Origin of the sequence: Desulfovibrio sp. UIB00 (genome assembly GCF_022508225.1) — a bacterium.
In the GTDB taxonomy this organism is placed as follows: Bacteria; Desulfobacterota; Desulfovibrionia; order Desulfovibrionales; family Desulfovibrionaceae; genus Desulfovibrio.
Map to the genome: position 1 here is coordinate 34,686 of NZ_JAETXJ010000013.1, position 19,752 is coordinate 54,437.

Here is a 19,752-nt window from a genome sequence, read left to right on the forward strand (position 1 = left end):
CCACTAAACATCAGGCCAGCCCCATCTTCATATCTTTCAGGGCACGGTTCATGAGCAGAATAAACAGATCCTCGAGCGATGCCTCGGCGTCTGACCACACCAGCGCCGGGTCATGCCGCCAGGGGCGGATCGCCTCTTCAAGCAGGGCTGCATCTGCGCCGCCCACGTGCAGGTCATTGCCAAAGGGTATAACCACATCCACATGGTTTTGCGACTCAAGCCGCTGCGCTATGCGGGTAAGAATTGCTGGCGCCAGGTCTGGCTTGAGGCATGCGGAGTACATTTTCATGGGAAACCGTTTGATAAGCTCGCGGCTTGTGCCGCAAGCCAGCAGTTTGCCATAGGCAATATAGGCAATACTGTGGCAGCGTTCCGCCTCATCCATATAGTGTGTTGACACAAGCACGGTAATACCCTCTGCCGCCAGTGCATGTATCTGCTCCCAAAATTCCCGCCGGGCGGTAGGGTCCACCCCTGCGGTGGGTTCATCCAGAAGCAATACCTTGGGCTTGTGCATCACGCAGCTTGCCAGTGCCAACCGTTGCTTCCACCCGCCAGAGAGCGACCCGGCCAGCTTTTTGCGCTGCTCCCACAATCCCAGTCGGTGCAGCACGCTCTGGATTTCACGGCGCACATTGCTCAACCCATAAATGCGGGCTGTAAAGGCAAGATTTTCTTCAAGAGTCATGTCTTCATAAAGCGAAAAACGCTGAGGCATGTACCCCACCTGTAGTTTGATCTGATCCGCCTGCGTCAGGATATCGAGCCCAAGGCAGGTGCCCGTGCCTTTATCCGGCGTCAGCAGGCCGCACATCATCCGCAGGGTCGTGGTTTTTCCTGATCCGTTGGGGCCAAGAAAACCAACAATCTGGCCCTCTGGAACGCTGAACGACACGGAATCTACCACTGTAGCATTGCCAAACGTTTTGGTAAGGCCCTGCACTTCGATGGCGTTTGTCATTTATGGAAAACTCCCGTCACGGGCAGCCCCGGGCGTAATTGCGCGCAAGACTCAAGAGGAACCGCTTCAACCATAAAGGCCAGCTTGCCCGATTCGTTACGCGAATAAAGCACCGGCGGCCTGTAGGCAGCCTCGGAAGAAACAAAATTTACGCGAGCGGGGATGCCTTTGCCGCAACCTTCGCATTGCAGCAGAATTTCCGGTTCTGCGGACGTCCAGCCAATCTGGGTCGGGGAAAGAAAAAAACGGGCCTTGATGTTCCCCGGCGGCAGCAGTTCCACGACAGCCTGCCCACTCGCTATGGTTTCTCCCGGCCGGTAGATGATATCGTTTACCACGGCATCGGCAGGCGCTATCGCTTGTCGCAGAGCCAGATTCGCCTCTGCCTCGCGCACAGCGGCCTGACGGAATTGCAGCATCTTTTGCGCGGCTTCAATTTCGCCTTCGCGCCCGATACTCAGCTGGGCCAATCGCAGACGGCTTTCGCTGGCGCGGATTTTTGCCCTCGTGGCCGATTCCTCTGACCGCAGGCGCTCTACTTCATCCATTGACGCAGCACCGCTGTGGCTGAGATTCAATTTACGGCGATACGACGCTGCGGTGTAGGCAAGCTGGGCCTTAAGCTCTGCAATGCCAGACTGCAAGGCTTCTATTTCATCATTCCGTTCCGCAGAAAGTAGGTTGGATACTTCCGCCTTTGCGGCCTCAAGCTCGGATCTGGCCTTGTCCAGAGCCGCTTTTTCCCTGTTGCTGTCGAGGGTAAAAAGGACTTCTCCCGCCTTCACATGGCTGCCGCGCGAAACAGAGAGGGTTTCAACAATACCGCTTGCAGGCAGAGAAACTCTGACAAAATCACCTTCAACATAGCCCTGAACGTCAGTATCTGACCGCCCGTAGCAGCCGGTAAGGAGGCTCGCTATGACAGCAGAAGCAAGAACCGCGCACTTCATTGAATTCTCCGCCATGAAGTGCGCTTTCTCTGCTGCGCGGATACCACGTTACAGAGAAAGCACACTTCAATGAGACCTCGGCTAAAATTTCAGCGTAAAATCAACACCGAACATCATTGGGTCAATAAGAGTCACCAAGGTGTTCTGGTCGTATGACGGGTTCATGGCGTTCACATAGAACTGCGAGGCCGTAGCCGCCTGATTCAGCAGGTTGCGGCCCCAGAGGTTCACCTCGTACTTATCGTTCTTGACGCCGAGATTCAGGTCAAACGTACCATATCCGGCCTGCTCAAGCCTGTTTTCAATGTCGTAGTAGTAATTTGAACGATAGCGGAAGGTCAGATCAATACCCGCCACAAGCTTGTCCCAGGGCAATTCGTACTCATAACCGACCGTGCTCCGCCCAGTAAACTTGGAGTGATACTGCTGCTGATTACCGCTGGCGTTGATGGTGCGGCCGCCAGCCGTTGCAGGGGCATTCTTAAAGTCCACATAGGTCGCGTCCGCATAGCCCACGCCAACGCTTGCATGGATACCGTTGTCAAACTTGCCGGCAAGGTCTGCCTCAAAGCCATAGGAACGGCTCTGTGGTGCATTGATAATGGGAGTCATGTTTGTGGAGGAATCATATGCCAACACCTGCTGGTCTCTCCAGTCAATGTAGAAGAGCGCGGTGTTCAGGGTAATGCGGCCATCGTAAAAGGAATTTTTCATTCCCAGTTCGTAGTTTACGGTGGTTTCTTCGTCGTATTTGAAGGCGGGCTTGTCGTAGAAAAGAGACGTATTAAAGCCGCCAGCCTTATAGCCGGTACTTACGCTGAAATAAACGTTATTGAATTCATCAAAGCTGTATTTGATGCCGCCGCGCGGCATCCAGTACAATTTATCCCACTCCCCATCGTAATTCTTGATCATGGTCTTGCCAGGAATTCTCCAGTATTCATCAAGATACGCATCACCAAGGTTTGATGAGGTGTTAAATTCATATTCCTTTTTGTCATACCCCACACGGACGCCGCCAAAAACCTGCCAATACTGATTAAAATCATAAGAGGCATTGCCAAAGGCGGCAACAGACCATGCATTTTGCTGACCACGCAAATCAATGCTGCCGTGATCGCCAGACAAGGTACTCGGCACCCAGGGCGAGCCCTTGTCCCAGCCATTAGTCTGACTGTTCAGACGGTCGGCGCGGTTAAAGTCCCCATAAACACCAGCAACATACTTGAAAGCTTCATTTTCCGGCGAGGCCAGGCGTAGTTCTTGCGATATCTGCCCAAAACTTTCGCTGAAAGTGCCGTATTTCTTGAATTGAAAGTTGGTAAAGCCCATCATCGTGTTATGCTGCGCATTAATTATGTCAAAGTAGCCTTTTGGACCGTAGGCCTGCTTGTAGTCCATGGCTGTGCTGCGATAGCCGGTGAGCGAAGTCAGCTTGTAGCCGCTGTCAAAATCATGATTGACTTCAAGCTTGGCGCCGCCAGAAGAGATATCGCCACCGGAAGAACCGTCCCAGTTGAAGGTTTTGTTTCCGTCATCATAATCCGTCTTGCTCATCCTGGCGGAGTCGTTGCGATACTGCTTCTGGATATCAGAGCTGAAATCGACGCTTGTATTTTCGCCAAGCATCATAAACCAGCTCAAACGGCCCTGATAATTATTTTGCTTGCCGAGGTTGCCCCCTTCGTAATTTTCCCAGACATGCCCGGTCTGATTGTATCCAAAGGCCACACGCACTGCGGCCTTACCGTCCCACAAGGGCATATTGGACATCACTTCTGTGCGATAATGCTCATAATTGCCAGCGCCAATGGTTATGTACCCCTCTTGCTTGCTCGGGTCGGCCTTCTTGGATGTGACATTGATTGCGCCGCCAAGAGTATTGCGTCCATAGAGCGTACCTTGCGGGCCACGTAATACTTCTACTTGCTCCACATCAAGCAGGTTGTTCAAATAACCGTGCGTTAGCGTAAGCGGCACACCGTCAACAAATACACCCACCGAGGGATCCGTTTCAATTTCCGCAGACCCCACGCCGCGTATGCTAAAAAATGGAGACAGAGAACCACCGACCTGTCCGGTTGAAAATGTTGCGTTGGGGGTAGCCGCGATTACATCTTCAAGCCTGGTCATATGCGATGCTTTCAGATCTTGGGGTGATACAACCTCCATGCTGATGGGCACGGCGTTTTCCGCCTCCGAGCGCTTTTGCGCTGTAACATGCACCACATCAAGGGCCCTTTTTTCTTCAGTACTTTGCCCTGCTGCATCATCCGCTAGTGCAGGCCCTGCCAGACCGCACAAGCCCATAACCATCAACCCCGCCACCAAGGAAACCTTTCTTCTTCGCGTCATTCCCCAGTTCTCCTCTCGATGCCGAATACACATCGCAGACTGCAGTTAAGGTTTGTATTATAAATGCAAATTGTTACCTTGTTTCGTTTTGAGGTGAAGTAACAAAGGCAATTTTGGAAAGACCGGCCTGCTGAGCCAGCGCAAGAACCCGGGCGATGTTTGTGTATTGCGTTGATTCATCAGCATGGAGATTGATACGTGCATCGCTGCCATTTCCACGTTCAACACCCTGTAGTTCCGTAAGCAAGCCATCTTCTGTAACAGGTTTACCATTCATGCTGTACGCGCCAGCGCCTGATATCTCGATAGTTATATCTGAGTTCTGCAACTCATGCTTCTGTGCATTTTCTTTTGGAAGATTGAGTTTAAAAGCCTGATGAATTACTGGCGCCGTAATAATAAATACGATAAGCAGCACAAGCATTATATCCACAAGAGGAGTAACATTTATGTCACTCATAACCTCGCCATCCATTCTTGCGCTCAAGCTCTTTCCGCCGACGTGCATATACCTTCCCCTTGTTGCGGTTACTTGGTAGAGAGTGGCCGTTGCCCGGTGACAAGATAGGTTTGCAGATCTTGGGCAAACAGTCCCAATTCCTGCAGATTTCTGCGATTGCAGTTTGCTATGGCGTTGTTGCCAAGCACCGCCGGGATAGCCACAACCAGACCAAAGGCCGTCATGACAAGGGCTTCGCCAATAGGTCCTGCGACCTGGTCAATGCTCATCTGCCCGCCGCCGCTCAGGGCAATAAGGGTGTGGTAAATACCCCAGACCGTGCCAAACAACCCGACAAAGGGGGCTGTTGCACCTATGGAAGAAAGAAGAACCAGACCATAACTCTGGTAATATGAAATTTTATCCAGCACACTGGCCATTGAGCGAATGACCCAGTCCGCATGTGCATTTGGGTTCTGTGTATCCGCCGCAGTAGAACAAAACCCTTGAGAAGCATATCTCCCTTCAAGTGCTATCTGTTTCCACGGCGAAGCATTGTTGCAAATGTTATCAATAGATTCATCAACCGTATCTTTCATCCAAAAATATTTTGATCTTGCACGATTCTTTTTAAATTTCTGCTGTCTTAAAACCCCAATTACAATCACTGTCCACGATGCAATTGACATAAGTAAAAGTATTATGGCTACTGTATGGGTTACGGCATCGCCATGCCCCCATATACTTATCAAGTTAAATTTGTTTTCCATTAATTTTCTCCTAATTAGTCAACGAAAAATCGACCACAACACTATATTCGTGATCTGCGGCCAGCCCGCCGATCTTGTACGGTTCAAAACGCCATACACGCACAGCATTGCTCGCCGCATCATCCAGCCGTGGAAAACCGCTGGACCGCTTGACGCTGACAGCTCCTGCTGTCCCGTCCGCTTTCACCAGCACGTTGAGGACGACGCGCCCCTCCTCGCCCATGCGGCGGGAAAGCGCAGGATATGAGGGCTTGACCCTGCGAACCACTGTGGCCGAGTCCCCACCAGATCGTAGTTGAGCGCTTTGCGAAGCCGGGCCCGTGACGGGCGAAGCATTTTCCGATATCCGACCTTGCGCAGCATCAACTGAAGCAGTTGACGATTTTGGGGGTTGAAGCTTGGGCTTGTATTTGGGCTTGTCTTGCTGCTTGGGCTTTGGTTTAGGCAGGTTAACGACAGGCTGTGGCTCAGAGTCGATCACCGGTTCAGGCTCAGGAGAAACTTCTGTCTCCGCAACTTGCGGAACAAAGGCTTCTGCTGCTGAAGATTCTGGAACAACAGCAAACTGAATAGATATTGCAGACTCATGTTGCGTTGATATATCCATACGATCATTTGTAAAAATATATGCAATGCAAATAAATACAAACAAATGCAATACACATACTGTTATTATCGCAGGAAAAATATTTCTTTTAAAAGAATATAGCATACTACTCATCTAATTATTACAGGTGAATACAGGTTATTAAAATTAAATAAAAAGAGTTTTAATCAAAATAAATATAATTATTGCGTCATACCATCGGCAAAACTACAGATAGCAAACTGATAAATAACAACTTTGATGCCCTGCCCGTCTAAAAATCAGCTAGGCAATCAGTTCAAGTTGTTAAACGAAAGTGAAGATCGATTTCATTCTTAGTGAAATAGAAAATGGATGTCAATATCATTCATGGAATTATTCATTAAATTGACGAGTAACCTGCGCCAGACAGGGGATATGCTTGATTGGAAATTATGTGCGGGGATGGGGCAGAAGTGAATCTCTCTGTGCAAAAAGGATTGTTCGCATGGCCAATAAGTCACTAATTGATATAAACCCTATGATGCCCTACTCCTCTTCTTTATTCTGGATTTTCACGTAAGTCAGAGCTGCTATGGGGTCACAAACCTTCGCGAACAAAAAAAATAACTACAACTAATTAAGTGTGTTGAAATTCTGTATTTCAAATAATTCCGAACCCCCCTTGGCACCATTTGAACTCAGGAGAGTTCAAGAAAGCCCGTTAAGCTGGCGACTTAACGGGCTTTCTACTTTTCAGGCCTCTGTTCAGTTCAAGAGATTCTGGCTTGCTCTTCTTTCTTGGAGAGGCTTTGCCCCGTCTTCATTTCAAAAAGTTACCGTGAACATTGATTCCGCAAGGTTAAGCAAAAAACAAATCTTGTGGGCGTGCCCAAGCAAACCGACGGTATTTTCGCTGGCTGATTCATCTTCAGCGTAAAAGATTCCGCCTATACGCAGCGCGGCAACGCGCAGAACTGGGCGGTTTATTTATTGTCCAACGTGGCAGATTGCCCAGCAGCGTTACCGCAAGGTTATATTTTACAGGTGCGCGCGGCTTGGGCGGGTCATGCTTTCGGGCGAAAGCAGTTTCTCAAGTTGTTCCGCAGTCATTACACCTTGCGCAAGCGCCACTTCAGAAACGGATTTGTTGGTATCCAAGGCTTCTTTAGCGATTGCCGCCGATTTTTCGTAACCGATAACCGGCACAAGATTGGTCACGATACCGATGGAATTGATTACGAGTTCCAGACAGCGTTCCCTGTTGGCGGTAATGCCTTCCACACATTTTTCCCCAAGCGTTCTGCAACCAATGCCCAGACGTTCCACCGCCAGAAAAAGCGTGTGGGCAATTATCGGTTCCATGACATTCAACTCAAGTTGCCCCGCCTCTGCGGCCATGGTTACAGTCATATCCTTGCCAATGACGTCAAAGCATATTTGGTTGATCACCTCGGGAATGACGGGATTGACCTTGCCGGGCATGATGGATGAACCCGGCTGACGGCGCGGCAGATTTATCTCGTTAATGCCCGTACGCGGGCCGGAAGACAGAAGCCGAAGATCATTGCAGATTTTTGAAAGCTTGACGGCAAAACGCTTGAGCACTCCCGAAATCTGCACATAGCTGCCTGTGTCCCATGTGGCTTCAATCAAGTTGTCTGACGTCACCACATTAAGCCCGATAAGATTGCTGAGATGGTTGCAGACAATGCGCGAATAATCTGAAGGCGCGTTGATGCCGGTGCCGATGGCCGTGGCCCCAAGGTTGATTTCAAGAAGCAGCTTACGATTTTTTTCAACGCGCAGGATGTCTTCGCCAATGGTAGTTGCATAGGCCGAAAATTCCTGGCCCAGCGTCATGGGCACGGCGTCCTGCAGCTGGGTGCGGCCCATCTTTACCACATCGGCAAATTCCGCGCCTTTGCGCGCAAAACAGTCCTGAATATACCGCATGTGTTCCATGAGGTTGGTAAGTTCAGCATACAGAGCCAGCCTGAAGGCTGTTGGATAGGCATCGTTGGTGGATTGGGAACAGTTGACGTGGTTGTTGGGGTGGCAATACTGGTAATCGCCCTTTTCATGACCCATGATTTCCAGAGCACGATTGGCAATAACCTCATTGGCGTTCATATTGGTAGAGGTACCTGCTCCACCCTGAATGGTGTCGACCGGAAACTGGTCATGCAGCTTGCCCGCCAGCAGTTCATCGCATGCGGCGCAGATGGCCTTGCTTATGTTTGCAGGCAATGCGCCCAGTTCCGCATTGGCAAGGGCCGCAGCCTTTTTTACGTAAGCCAATGCCCTTATCAGCGAAGGGCATTGGGAGATTGTGCGACCAGAAATACTAAAATTCTGCACAGCCCGCATGGTTTGCACGCCGTAATAGGCATTGGCAGGAATTTTCATTTCGCCAAGAAAATCGTGTTCCACACGCGTTTTCATTTTTTGCTCCAAGGTTGCGGCCATAAACAGATTTCGCCGCACTCCAAAATGGGTTTTGCGCTTTTCCCCATAAATATCCCAAGGGTACTCTGCACGTAGTACAGTCAGTCTGTGTATATCCGAACCCTAGCTCAGCTCCAAGCAATTTCCCTCACCGCTATTTCATTGTCATCCTTGCGTTACCGCGAATTGTCGAGCTTTTCTCAAGTTGGTATTGACATCCTTTTTCAATTTAATTAATTGAAGTTAACAGAATTAGTTAAGACTAACTTTTATTTGCAATCGAGGAACGCAGATGCAGCCCCAACCTAACCAGAAAATTTACGAAATGCCCGATCCGGGCAAGATATCGGCGGCGTCAGGGCGCGCGCCCAAAGACCTCTCCGCTTTTTTTGCCAAAGAAGGCGTATGCGCCCTCTCGCACGCCTTTGACGCTAAAATCGCCATGCACCCCGGCACTGGCGGCAACATGATTGAGCCGGAAAGCATGCAGAGTCATATGGATCTGCTTTTGGCCTCGCCTCTCAAGGGCAAAACCGTGGCCTACATCCATGTGCCCTTTTGCCAGACGCACTGCCTCTACTGCGGCTTTTACAACAAGGCTTACCACGAAAGCGACAGCCGCCTGTATGCTGACGCCCTGCTGGCGGAGCTGCAAATGTGGCGTGAGCGCAAGGCAGTACAGAGCACGCCAGTTCACGCCGTGTATCTTGGCGGCGGCACGCCCACCGCCCTTGAAGCGGAAGACCTCAAGCGTATCCTTGAAGGAGTGCGCGAGGCGTTGCCACTTGCCAATGACTGCGAAATTACGGTGGAGGGCAGACTCACCAATTTCGGGCCCCGCAAAATGGAAGCCTGCCTTGAAGGCGGCGCAAACCGCTTTTCGCTGGGCGTTCAGAGCTTCCATACCTCCATCCGGCAGTCCATGGGGCGTCTGGGATCGCGCGAAGACATGGAGCGCGGCCTTGAACAGCTTTTGAGCTACGATCAGGCCGCCGTCATTGTTGACCTTATTTACGGTTTCCCCAATCAGACTCTGGAACTCTGGCGCGAAGACATTGCCGTTGCGCAATCCCTCAACCTTGACGGGGCGGACTGCTACCAGCTCAATGTGTACCGCCAGACCCCGCTTGGGCGCGGCATAGAACAGGGCAAAATCGCCCCCACGGCGGATATTCCCCTCCAGTCGGCCATGTACGCCGCAGCGGTGGAAGACATGGAAGGGGCCTTCTACCGCCGCCTTTCCCTCAGTCACTGGGCGCGCACCTCGCGCGAGCGCAACCTTTACAATCTGTACGTCAAGGCTTCGGCCAACTGCCTTGCTTTCGGCCCTGGAGCCGGGGGCAATCTGGGCGGGCACTTTTACATGAACAACAGCAACTACGCAGAATGGCAGCAGGCGGTGCGTGACGGACGCAAACCTCTGGCCTTTGTGCAAAGCCCCCAGCGCCACTACTTCCTCTACAGGGCTGTCGCCGAGTGTATGGAGCAGGGCTGGATGGATGTAAAAGGCCTTGAGCGTCGTTTTGCCCTGCCTCTTGGTCAAATATGGGAGCCAGTGCTTGCGCAGTGGCAACGCGCCCAACTGCTTGAATGGCATGATGGCCGGGTGGTGCTCACCCTGGCCGGGCAATTCTGGCAGGTAAACCTCACACAACTTTTACTCAATTTTCTCAAGGCGATGCTGGAGGAAAAGAATGTCGCTGCTGCGTAAATTAAACGCTCAGGCCCTGCCCTTGGGCCTTGCCGGGCTGCTGCTCTGGGGGGTGCCGGCGTCGGCCCAGACTCTTGAGACGGAAACCGTCAAGGTTTCTGCCTCAAGGGTGGAAAAGGAACTGCTCGACGTGCCCATGTCGGTCAGCGTGGTCACCAAGGAGCAGATCAAGGAATCAACTGCAACAACTGTCGGCGGCCTTCTGGAAGACGTGCCCGGCGTACAGGTTGTCAATTCTGGCGCGCAGGGGTTGAAGCGCATATCCCTGCGCGGTGAAAACCCCACCCGCGTGCTTATTCTCATCGATGGGCAAAAAATTGCCGAAAACAAGTCCATGGACGGCACGCCCCTACTCGTTGACCCGGCCATCATTGAGCGCATCGAGGTCATCAAGGGCCCTGCTTCGGTGCTCTACGGCTCCGAAGCGCTGGGCGGCGTTGTAAACATCATCACCAAGAAGGGTGGCACCAAGCCCATCCAAGGGCAGATAACCAGCAGCTACAACGGGTCGACCAAGGGCTTTGACGAAAGCCTGTCCATCTACGGCGCATACAAGGGATTCAAGTATCGCGCCACGGGGTTCAACACCTATCAGCACAATCTTTCCACGCCTGACGGCGAGGCCCCGCATTCAAAGTTCAAGGAGCAGTCAGGCTCAGCCTTCCTGAGCTACGACTTCAGCGACAAGTTCACTCTGGGCGGCTCCTACGAGCAGTTTTACAGCGATGTCATGGCCGGAACCACGGAAGACAATTCGTTTTACGTCGATATCTCCCCCTGGGAGCGTAAAAAAGCCGCCGTCTTCATGGAGGCCAGAAACCTCACGTCCTTCCTGCCCAAGCTCCGGCTGGACGCCTTCTGGCAAGACACCCACAAAAAAATGCTCAACCATGTGGAAGCAAAGTCCGGCACAACCTCCGTGCTTATGAACAACTACGCGGACAACACCAACGAGCAATGGGGCGCGAGCATGCAGAGCGACTGGGCTCTGGGCGAAAACAACTACCTCATTGCCGGTTATGAATTCAACCGCGACGGGCTGGATGCCGACACCAACACCTATTCCAACATGTCCATTCCCATAAACGCCTTCATGACCAGAAAAATCAATTCCCTCACGCACTACAAGTACGAGGGCTACATGGACACGCATGCCGTGTACGGCCTTATGGAAACCAAACTGCCGTGGGACTTCACCCTCAACTACGGTGTGCGCCAAACCTGGGTGCGCTCAACCATGAACACCGCGCGCGGCGACAAAACCACAACATCCCAGATGATGGGCCCGCCCACCACCACGTATTCCAACCCCAGCGCTGGCGGCGAGGGCAGCTCATGGGAATCGCAGCCGGTATTCAACCTGTCGCTCATGTGGCAGGGCATTGACGACATGACCTTGCGGGCCGGTTTTTCGCAGGGGTTCAGGGTACCCAACCTTCAGGAAAAATATATCATTTCCAGCATGGGCGGTGGCACAATTGAACCCAACGCATCACTCAAGCCCGAGCACTCCAACAACTGGGAAGTGGGCGCGCGCTACGCGGCACACGGGCTGGCTCTTGATGCGTCACTTTTCTACACTGTGGCTACGGACTACATTGCCACCGAACAGACTGGTAGCACTACCTACCGCTACCGCAACGTCAGCTCGGCCAAAACCCACGGTATGGAACTGAGCGGCAGCTATGACCTGCCCTTCGGCTTCACCCCCTACGTTTCCGCTACCTGGATGAAACGCCAGTATGACAACGGCGACTACACCACGTGGAAAACCGGCGTACCGGAATGGACAGGCCGGGCAGGCGTGCGCTCGCTCCACTCCGTCACTGATGACGTGGATATCATCGGCGATGTTTACGCCCGTTTTGCCAGCCAGACCCAGACTGAAAGCGGCTCCAGCCGTATCGAATATAAGAACGATGCGTGGACAACGGCCAACGCAATGCTGGGCGCAAAGTTCGGCAAAGAAAAACAGTACATGGTTGTGGGCGAAGTGCTTAACATTTTTAACCAAAAGTACAGCCTTGAACCCAATGCCGCCATTTACGAACCGGGAGTTCACGCCAACATCAAGGTAAGTGTGGAATTTTAAATCAGGTATCCGCCCTTGTATTGATATTGAATTTCGTATTCATTTTCTATACAAGGGCGGATATTGGAGTTGCACCATGAATGAACTGGTCCATCGATACTGGAGCGCCCACGAGCTCGTTGTCATTGGGGTTTTTTCCGCTGCGGCCAAGGTTTCCACGCTGCTGGTGGCCCTGGCCGGGGGCGGCATGAATCCGGTTTCGCTGCTGCTGAAAAACCTGATCTACACGACCCTGCTGGTGGTAATGCTCTACAGGGTGCGCAAGGCAGGAACCTTGCTGCTGTTCTCTCTGGTCAGCATGCTCGTAAGCGCCCTCTTGCTGGGGGCCAGCATCACCCTGCTGCCCGCGATCTTGCTTGGCGCTTTCATGGCCGAGGCATCTGTCGCCCTTTGCGGCGGCTACGGTCGGGCATGGGGCCCGGTGTTGGCCGTGGGCGTGTTCGACATTGCGAGCCGGGTCTGTTCGCTGGGGATTTCCTGGTTGTTCATGCGTGAAAACCCTTCTCTGCTCATGGCGGCGGTTCCGGTGGTCATATTGGGGTACCTGGGGGCGGCGGCGGGTCTGTTCACCGGGTACAACGCTGTAAAGGAGCTGCGCCATGCGGGCATTGTTCGACAATAACGCGGCAAACGCCGCAGGCTGGCTGCCCAAGGTGGACGCGCGCGCAAAGCTGGCCCTGAGCGTGGTGGCGGCAATCGGTTCGCTGGTGGTTTCAAACATTCAGGGGCAATTGCTGCTCTGCGGATTTTCCATGTGCTACGCGCTTTCTCTGCGCAAGCCCAAGGCGCTGCTCTGGGCATATGTTTTCTTTACCCTCATGTGCGGCATGGCAATGGGCTGCATGTGGATCATGGGACAGTTCATGCCGTCGCTCAACAAAGCAGGATTTACAGGGCTTGTTGTTCCCTTTTTGCGCATGCTCACCATGCTGCACGTGGTGTTGCCCATGGCGCTTTCCACACGTGTACAGGATCTGCTCAATGCTTTGCGCGGCATGCGGCTGCCTTTCTGCATCTATCTGCCCGCAGCGGTTGTGGTGCGCTTTATCCCTACCTTTCTGGCCGATGTGCAGCAGGTCACAGAATCGCTGCGGCTTCGGGGCTACAAACTTTCACCATGGGGTATTACCCGCCACCCGGTGCAGAGCATGCGACTGCTGTTCACTCCGCTGCTGTTCCGCTCGCTGCGTACATCAGAAGACCTTGGCATCGCGGCGGAACTCAAGGGGCTGGGCTACGGCAAAACCATGACCCCCTATAAAACCTGCCATTGGGCCCTGCGCGACACCCTGCTGCTGATTGCGGCCTGTGCGGCGCTTGGGGCGGCTCTGGCGCTACAAATACATCTGGGCGGAACCAGCCTGGGAGGAATGCGCTGATGCTGCGTTGTGAAAACGTCACCTACACCTATCCGCACCAGCAAAGCCCTGCCGTGCGCGACCTCAGCCTGAGCGTGAAGCCGGGCGAACTCGTGCTCTGCACTGGCGCAAGCGGCTGCGGAAAATCCACGCTCATCCGGCTGCTCAACGGCCTGTGCCCCCATTACTTCAGCGGCACGCTGCATGGCCGGGTACTGGTCAACGGTACGCCCACCACGGAGCAGACACCGCCCCAGCTTGCCCGTCAGGCCGGAACCCTGTTTCAGGATCCCGAGCAGCAATTTTTTGCTCTTAATGTTGAAGATGAACTTTCGTTTGCCCTTGAGTGGCAGGGCCTTGGCATTGAAACCATGCGTCATGCCGTTGCCGGGGCCGTCAGGCAGTTTGGCCTGGAGGAAATTTGCCGGTCGTCCATACATCAGCTTTCTGAAGGCCAAAAGCAAAAGGTCGGTCTTGCCTCCCTGTGGACCCAACGCCCGCAGGCCCTTGTGCTGGACGAACCCACGGCCAACCTCGATCCGGAATCCACGGTCGAACTGGCCCTCAAGCTGGCCCAGCTCAAGGAGCGCGGCATGGCGATTCTGGTGGTTGACCACAGGCTCTACTGGCTGACCGACGTGGTGGACAGGGTTGTTGTGATGCGCGAGGGACGCATTGAGGCGGAGGGCGACTTTACCATGCTGCACGATGCGGAACTGCGGCGGCGCTTTGGCCTGCGCGAGGCCAGCGTTCCCGATGCGCGCCGCACCCTGCCCGGCTGCACCAGCGCCCACGGGCTGATACAGGCCCGCGACCTCACCCATGCGCACAAGGGCCGCAAGCCCCTCTACGAAGGCGTCAATTTTGACCTGCCCGGCGGCGTCACTGCCATCATCGGACACAATGGAGCGGGCAAAACCACTTTGGCCCGGATTCTTGCCGGCCTCGACCAGCAGCAGAACGGCGAAATCCTCATTCGCGACCAACCGTGCGATGCAAAACAGCGCATGCGCCATAGCGGCCTGGTGTTGCAGAATGCCGACCACCAACTGCACATGCGCACCGTGGAGCAGGAGGTGCAGACCTGTCTGGAACTGGCCGGGCAAAAGAACCACGACCATGCGCGCATGCTGCTTGAAGAATTCGGCCTGCTGCAACTGGCAGGGCGGCATCCGCAGTCGCTTTCCGGCGGGGAAAAGCAGCGTCTGGTCGTTGCCTGCGCTCTGGCAAAGCGCCCTTCCCTGCTCATTCTGGACGAACCGACCAGCGGCCTTGACGGGGCCAACATGCACAGGCTTGCAGCCGCCATTGAGCGGCAGGCCCATCAGGAACGCAGCGTGCTGCTCATCACGCATGATCTGGAGCTGCTGGCTGGCATGGGGCGGCAGGCGCTGCGCTTGCCGCTGGTCGGCCCCCGACACATCGAAACCCCGCTGACGGAAACTCCCGCCCGCAGGCAGCACGGCAATACCCCGAGCATCACCGCCCAACACAAAAACCCCACCGCTCAGGCGGTGTAAAGGAAGCCGCCATGACAACGGCAAACGACAATACACTGGCAGACAAGGTAGCGTCCCTGCTGTCAGAGAAAAAAATGGTCATGCTGGACACGCTGGCGCAGGCCTGCGGCGTCAGCGAACTTCAGGCGGCAGAGGCTCTGCCCCAACCCATGCGGGCCTTTGCCGCAGCGGCGGACTTTGACGCCATATGGGCCGACCTTACAGCCTGGGAATCAGCCACGTTCATCGTGCGCCACGGCGGCAGCGTTGTGGAGATCAAGGGGCAGATCCCTGCGGGCAAGCACGGAGGCGGCTATTTCAACCTCGATCACGGCTACCCTCTGGGCGGACACATTTGCAGCAGCAACATTGCCCGCATGGCTTTTTTGTCCCTGCCCTTCATGGGGCTGGAAAGTCACAGCATCCAGTTTTTTGATGCAGCGGGCGCTGTTGTGTTTTCCATCTATGTGGGGCGCGAAAACCGCGCACTCATCCCCTCGGTAAAAGAACGCTTTCTGGCGCTGCGCACGGCGCTGGGCAAGGAGAATGTGCAATGAAAACTCTGGTGGTCTACTCCTCCCGCACTGGTAATACGGAAAAAGTGGCCCGTGCCGTGGCTGAGGGCCTGCACGACTGCGCCATCTACCCTGTAAAGGATGCCCCAAACCCCAGCGGCTATGATTTTTTGGCCGTGGGCTACTGGGTGGACAAAGGCATGCCCGATGCCGATGCCAAACGGTATCTTGAGAGCATCGAAAACTGCACCGTGGCCCTGTTTGGCACCCTTGGGGCATGGCCTGACTCGGAACACGCCGCAGATTGCAAAAAAAAGGGAGAGGCCCTGCTCAACGAGCCGCAACGCGGCAACAGGGTTCTGGGGTCATTCCTGTGTCAGGGCCGCGTTGACCCGGCGGTGGTGGCCATGATGCAGAAAATGGCCGACAACGCCCACCCCATGACGGACGAGCGCCGCGCCCGCCTTGAAGAAGCCGCCAAGCATCCTGATGAGGAAGACTGCCGACAGGCGCGGGAATACATCACGGCCCTTGCAGCCACGGTATAACAGAACAGGCCCGCCTGCGGCGGTGCCGCAAAATCCTGCCGCAGGCGACCTTGCACGCATGGAGGTCAACATCATGAAAAAACTGTCAGTTTTGCCCGGCCTGTGTTCAGGATCAACCATGGCTTCGCTGACGTTGCACGGTGGCCTTATCGCCCTTGCCCTGCTGTTGGGTGGGCAGGCCTCTTTGCCGCAGGAAAAGGTCTATCGGGTGTCGCTTGCGCAGATGACAGCCAGCGTTCAACCCGCTGCCCCGGGCCTGCCGGATGGGGGCGCGGCAGCTCCGGCAAGGGCTATCACGCCGCAAGAGGTGATAAAGTCGCAGGAAAAGCAGCAGCCGCAACCCCTGAACACCAGGGCGCAGGCGTCTGAAAAAATGGTTTCGCCAGTCAAAAAAAAGAACAGCGCGAGCAAGTCCCCGCAAGAAGCAGTACAGCGGGCCGTGCAACGAGCCGAATCTGTCAAACCTGTGAAAACCGCCGCTGCCGTGCAGACGCCGCAGCAAACTGCCGCAGAGGCTCCCTCCGGCACTGGGGCTGAGGCGCAGGCCAGGGGCCTTGCAGACGGCAAGGGAGCTGCGGGGCATGGAAAAAACGGCGCGGAATCAGGCGGCGCAGCCAGCCCAGGCGTGCTGCACAAACTGCTGGGGGCCATAGAACAATATAAAAACTACCCCAAGCACGCACGGCGCACCGGAGCCGAGGGCACAGCCATTCTGCTGGTACAGGTGGGCAATGATGGCAAGGTCACTGGCTCCTCGCTGCACAGGGGCAGCGGCCACGGTGTGCTGGATTCGGCTACGGAACAGTTGGGTACAAGGCTTGCAGGTCTGGATACCGGAGTTCGCGGCAGCAGCTTTAGCGTGCGGGTACCTGTGGAATACTCGCTCCATTAGAGCGGGTTGACCGAGAGTGCCCCAGCATGCGCTGATGGTGCAAAAATCCGCCCTGTTGACGCATGCAAAAGCCTGCCCGGCGCACCTCGTTGGCCCTCCGGTCAGTCTTTTACAAACTCTTTGCGATGCACGATTGCTGGCGGAGCCTTGGGGCTTGCCGCATGTTGCTTTGTGGCGTGCTCTTCGCGCAGGGCTTCAGTTTTTTGCTGCCAATGCTCCCACTCGCTCTGCGTGTGGTGCATGTACAGCACAAACTGCCGCCAGCGCAGCATCACATCCTCAGGAATGACGTGTTCCAGCTCACAGGCCACACTTGCGGCTCTGTCTTCTGAGAGTTGCAGTACATTCTGAAAAAAGTCTTTCAACACCATGTTGCGGTGCGCCAGTTCCTGCCCGGCACGAAGCCCTTTTTCGGTCAGATTTACAAGGCTGTATGGGGCGTAGGTCACGTAGCCGCGCTTTGCCAGTTCGCGCAGAGCGTTGGTTACAGAGGGGCGGGCAACTCCGGCAGCATCGGCAATGTCGCTGGGCCTACAGGCTCCGGCGGCAAATTCCTGCCTGAAAATAATGGCGAGATAATTTTCCAGCGCTGGCGAAAGCTGTTTTTCGTCTTCGGGCATTGGGGGCGGCTCCTTGATATACCTCTGTCTAACATTCTTTGAATGCTGTTAACTTGTAGGGTATATCAAAGAGATTAAAGGCTACCAAGCCATTTTTTTTGCCTGTACAGGTACAACAGGCACAGGGTTCCAGTTGCCTCGGCGCAGGCCATGGACACAAAGATGCCCGTGGCCCCCAGATGCTGCAGATAGGTCAGGGCATAGGCTAGGGGTACGCAGATGCCCCAGCGGGTCAGGGCTGTAATGCGGCTGGTAAGTCGCGTGGCCCCTGCGCCGTCCAGCACTGCCTGCAACAGCATGCCCACTACTTCCAGCGGCAGTTTTGCGCAGGCGACCAGCAGGAAAATCCCTGCCACAGATACGGCTGCCTGATCATGGGTGAACCAGCGCGCGACGGCGTGTCGGCTCAAAAACAGTGCCGTTCCCGCCACAATGGCGATCAGGGCCATCCGCCGGGCATAGTGCAGGCCCATGCCGTAGCATTCAGCCTTGCGCCGTGCTCCCAGCAAATGCCCTGTCATGATGGCCAGGGTCATGCCCATCGCCGCCACAGGAAAATACAGCATACTGACAATACGCATGCCGAGCGTCATGCCCGCCAGTGTTTCCGCAGCATTGCCGGGCATGTTTGCAACACAGGCCAGCAGGGCCATGCTGCCGCTCTGCCCTGCCAGACTGCCCAAGGCGGCTGGAATGCCAATGCGCCACAACCTCGGCAGCGCGGCCCTGTTCCACCGCCAGCTTGCAAAGGATGACCGGCTGATGATTCCCCGCCGCGCCGCCAGAGCGATATTGCAGACAAAGCCCAGCACAGACGAGGCAACGGTTGACCACGCCACCCCTGCATAGCCCAGCTGGGGCAGGCCCCAGCGGCCCAGCCCGTAACCCACGCTGCCCACATAATTGGTCAGCGCTACCAAACACAAAGTGGCAAAGGGCAGCCATACCATTTTGTGCGCGCGAAATGTGGAATTGAGAATTATCATGCTGTAATAAAAGGGCAATTGCAGGGCATAGGCTTGGGCAAACAGGGAGACGGCAGGGGCAAGCTCCGGAGAAGACAAACCATGAAGAGGCACGAGCCGCAGCACCATAAGAGCCAGAGCAGCAACGCAGCTTCCGGCAAGCAGCGATATGCAGAGAACCAGCCCGGCATATCGCTGAGCCCGTAAGAGCAGACCAGCCCCCACAGCGCGGCTGACAGTAGCCATGCATCCGCTGGCAACCATGGATGTGACAAGCATGAGAAAGGCGAAAACCTGAGAGATACCGCCAAGCACCGCGAGGATTCGACCATCAATCTGACCGCATACCCACAGGTCGGTCATGGAAACCGCCAGATGGCACAGCATGAGGCCCATCTGCGGAATAGTGAGCTTCAGGACTTCCCACGTTGTGACGGGCATTGATTGAGACATGCCCCGACATTGGCGTAAAAAGTTATTTAAGTCAAATAAAGTTAGGCAAGATTAATCAATGTGTGCTGACCCTTACCCCACTGCGTATACCACTTGTAAGTTGGTGGTTTCCAATGGGTTACAGGTTATATTCTTTTCGCGAAATTCTTCCGGTGTCAGCCATCCCAAGGGACTGTGAGGTCGTCGCTGGTTGTAATCATGCCGCCAGGCTTCAATTGTTCTGCGGGCATCGAGCAGGGACAGAAACACGTTCTGATTTAAACACTCATCCCGGAATTTTCCGTTAAAGCTGTCAATGTGCCCATTATTTGTGGGCTCCCCCGGACGAGAGAATTCAATCTGCACACCGTGCTCAAAAGCCCATGTATCCAGGGCCTTACCGCTAAATTCTGGCCCGTTATCAACCTTGATACGTTGCGGCAACCGACCTTGAGGGAGTAGTCTTTCAAGGATTCGCACTACTCGAACTCCAGGCAATGACATATCAACTTCGAGCGCGGGGCTTGAACGATCCCATAGATCGGCAATTGTCAAAATCCGGATGCGCCGCTCACCCATAAGGGAATCGCTCACAAAATCCATCGCCCATTGCTCATCCGGGCCAGCAGGGC

Annotated in this window: 18 protein-coding genes; 8 read left to right on the forward strand and 10 right to left on the reverse strand. The window is 54.7% G+C overall.

Annotation, left to right across the window (positions count from 1 at the left end; translation table 11 throughout):
• Window positions 1-10 precede the first annotated feature (10 nt).
• From JMF94_RS14475 to aspA, 7 genes are all read right to left on the reverse strand, one after another.
• A complete protein-coding gene (locus JMF94_RS14475) occupies window positions 11-961 on the reverse strand; it encodes an ABC transporter ATP-binding protein (protein ID WP_240825966.1) in 951 nt (316 codons plus the stop codon).
• On the reverse strand, window positions 958-1,911 hold the full coding sequence (locus tag JMF94_RS14480; protein ID WP_240825967.1) for an HlyD family secretion protein: 954 nt from the start codon (window positions 1,909-1,911) through the stop codon (window positions 958-960). The genes JMF94_RS14475 and JMF94_RS14480 overlap by 4 nt, the downstream gene beginning before the upstream one ends.
• An 81-nt stretch (window positions 1,912-1,992) precedes the next feature.
• A complete protein-coding gene (locus tag JMF94_RS14485) occupies window positions 1,993-4,095 on the reverse strand; it encodes a TonB-dependent receptor (RefSeq protein WP_240825968.1) in 2,103 nt (700 codons plus the stop codon).
• Window positions 4,096-4,339: 244 nt separating this feature from the next.
• On the reverse strand, window positions 4,340-4,774 hold the full coding sequence (locus JMF94_RS14490) for a biopolymer transporter ExbD (RefSeq protein WP_240825969.1): 435 nt from the start codon (window positions 4,772-4,774) through the stop codon (window positions 4,340-4,342).
• A gap of 20 nt (window positions 4,775-4,794) precedes the next feature.
• Entirely contained in the window at window positions 4,795-5,475 is a 681-nt protein-coding gene (locus tag JMF94_RS15110) for a MotA/TolQ/ExbB proton channel family protein (RefSeq protein WP_276612946.1), read from the reverse strand.
• A gap of 10 nt (window positions 5,476-5,485) precedes the next feature.
• A complete protein-coding gene (locus JMF94_RS14500; protein WP_240825970.1) occupies window positions 5,486-6,196 on the reverse strand; it encodes an energy transducer TonB in 711 nt (236 codons plus the stop codon).
• Between the two features lie 885 nt (window positions 6,197-7,081).
• Entirely contained in the window at window positions 7,082-8,485 is a 1,404-nt protein-coding gene (gene aspA, locus JMF94_RS14505; protein WP_240825972.1) for an aspartate ammonia-lyase, read from the reverse strand.
• A gap of 295 nt (window positions 8,486-8,780) precedes the next feature.
• On the opposite strand from aspA, the gene hutW reads away from it, so the two are divergent.
• From hutW to JMF94_RS14545, 8 genes are all read left to right on the forward strand, one after another.
• The gene (gene hutW / locus JMF94_RS14510; RefSeq protein WP_240825974.1) at window positions 8,781-10,199 is read left to right on the forward strand and encodes a heme anaerobic degradation radical SAM methyltransferase ChuW/HutW; all 1,419 of its coding nucleotides are present in this window, start codon (window positions 8,781-8,783) and stop codon (window positions 10,197-10,199) included.
• Window positions 10,183-12,291, forward strand: a complete 2,109-nt coding sequence (locus tag JMF94_RS14515) for a TonB-dependent receptor (protein ID WP_240825976.1) — start codon at window positions 10,183-10,185, stop codon at window positions 12,289-12,291. Before hutW ends, JMF94_RS14515 begins: the two co-directional genes overlap by 17 nt.
• Window positions 12,292-12,367: 76 nt before the next feature.
• Window positions 12,368-12,913 (forward strand): MptD family putative ECF transporter S component, encoded by a 546-nt coding sequence (locus tag JMF94_RS14520; RefSeq protein WP_240825978.1) that lies wholly within the window; start codon window positions 12,368-12,370, stop codon window positions 12,911-12,913.
• Window positions 12,891-13,670: an energy-coupling factor transporter transmembrane protein EcfT gene (locus JMF94_RS14525; protein WP_240825980.1), complete on the forward strand. Its 780-nt coding sequence runs from the start codon at window positions 12,891-12,893 to the stop codon at window positions 13,668-13,670. Before JMF94_RS14520 ends, JMF94_RS14525 begins: the two co-directional genes overlap by 23 nt.
• Complete coding sequence (locus JMF94_RS14530; protein WP_240825982.1) at window positions 13,670-15,169, forward strand: ABC transporter ATP-binding protein; 1,500 nt, start codon at window positions 13,670-13,672, stop codon at window positions 15,167-15,169. The genes JMF94_RS14525 and JMF94_RS14530 overlap by 1 nt, the downstream gene beginning before the upstream one ends.
• Before the next feature lie 11 nt (window positions 15,170-15,180).
• On the forward strand, window positions 15,181-15,705 hold the full coding sequence (hutX, locus tag JMF94_RS14535) for a heme utilization cystosolic carrier protein HutX (RefSeq protein WP_240825984.1): 525 nt from the start codon (window positions 15,181-15,183) through the stop codon (window positions 15,703-15,705).
• Window positions 15,702-16,211, forward strand: coding sequence for a flavodoxin family protein (locus JMF94_RS14540; RefSeq protein WP_240825986.1), 510 nt, complete (start codon window positions 15,702-15,704; stop codon window positions 16,209-16,211). Before hutX ends, JMF94_RS14540 begins: the two co-directional genes overlap by 4 nt.
• A gap of 73 nt (window positions 16,212-16,284) precedes the next feature.
• Window positions 16,285-17,103 (forward strand): TonB family protein, encoded by an 819-nt coding sequence (locus tag JMF94_RS14545; RefSeq protein WP_240825988.1) that lies wholly within the window; start codon window positions 16,285-16,287, stop codon window positions 17,101-17,103.
• 101 nt (window positions 17,104-17,204) lie between these two features.
• Here JMF94_RS14545 and JMF94_RS14550 read toward each other — a convergent pair whose 3' ends face one another.
• From JMF94_RS14550 to JMF94_RS14560, 3 genes are all read right to left on the reverse strand, one after another.
• A complete protein-coding gene (locus JMF94_RS14550; RefSeq protein WP_192111539.1) occupies window positions 17,205-17,723 on the reverse strand; it encodes a metal-dependent transcriptional regulator in 519 nt (172 codons plus the stop codon).
• 74 nt (window positions 17,724-17,797) lie between these two features.
• The gene (locus tag JMF94_RS14555; RefSeq protein WP_240825990.1) at window positions 17,798-19,141 is read right to left on the reverse strand and encodes an MATE family efflux transporter; all 1,344 of its coding nucleotides are present in this window, start codon (window positions 19,139-19,141) and stop codon (window positions 17,798-17,800) included.
• Window positions 19,142-19,213: 72 nt separating this feature from the next.
• Window positions 19,214-19,752: integrase core domain-containing protein (locus tag JMF94_RS14560; RefSeq protein ID WP_240825992.1), on the reverse strand; the 539-nt coding region annotated here is incomplete at its 5' end.